This is a genomic window from Methylobacterium sp. WL6 (assembly GCF_008040095.1).
Taxonomy (GTDB): Bacteria; Pseudomonadota; Alphaproteobacteria; order Rhizobiales; family Beijerinckiaceae; genus Methylobacterium.
In genome coordinates this window covers 1-725 of the sequence record NZ_VRVH01000639.1, presented here as the reverse complement: position 1 = coordinate 725, position 725 = coordinate 1, and the positions used below count along the sequence as shown (strand labels likewise).

The window sequence follows — 725 nt, the reverse complement described above, 5'->3', positions numbered from 1 at the left end:
GGCGAGCGCGGCGAAGCGCGCGCCGGTCTCGCGCGCGACCTTGGCCAGGGCCGCCGCATCGCGGCCGCCGACCACCGCGCCGACCCGGAAGCGATCCGGGTGCTGGGCGAGGAGGTCGGTGGTCGAGCGGCCGATCGAGCCCGTGGCGCCCAGGATGGTGACGGTGTGGGTCACGGCGAAAAACTCCGTCAGGCCGCGAGGCGGCGCAGGATCAGGTACAGGCCGGCGAGCAACGCGACCGCGAAGAACCCGTCGAGCCGGTCCATCACCCCGCCATGGCCGGGAATGGACTTGCCGGAATCCTTGACGCCGTAGCGGCGCTTCAGGGCCGATTCGACGAGGTCGCCCCCCTGGCTCAGGACCGAGGCGACGGCGCTGGCGAGCCCGACCCAGACGAGGCCGGTCTCGGCGAGCGGGCTCCAGCCCTGCGCCCGGGCGAGCGCGACGACCGCGAGACCGGCGGCCACCGCGCCCGCGAGCCCGCCGAGCGCGCCGGACCACGTCTTCTTCGGCGATACCCGCGGCATCAGCTTCGGCCCGCCGAGCGTCCGGCCGGTGAAGTAGGCCACCACGTCGGTCGACCACACCACGGCGAACATCCAGGCCGGCCCGAGGATGCCGATCGCCGGCGCGTCGCGGAGCGCCACCGGCACCAGGGCGACGACCGCGCCGCCGAACAGGGCGCCGAGCGCCCGCAGGCGCCCGGCCGCCCCCTCCGCCACCAC

At 75.9% G+C, this 725-nt stretch carries 2 protein-coding genes; both read right to left on the bottom strand.

All coding sequences use genetic code 11. The features are described 5' to 3' along the window. Positions 1-174 (bottom strand): saccharopine dehydrogenase NADP-binding domain-containing protein (locus tag FV230_RS28940; RefSeq protein WP_187275672.1); only part of this gene is annotated, 174 nt, incomplete at its 3' end. A gap of 14 nt (positions 175-188) precedes the next feature. Then, positions 189-725 (bottom strand): phosphatidate cytidylyltransferase (locus tag FV230_RS28935; RefSeq protein ID WP_147844797.1); only part of this gene is annotated, 537 nt, incomplete at its 5' end.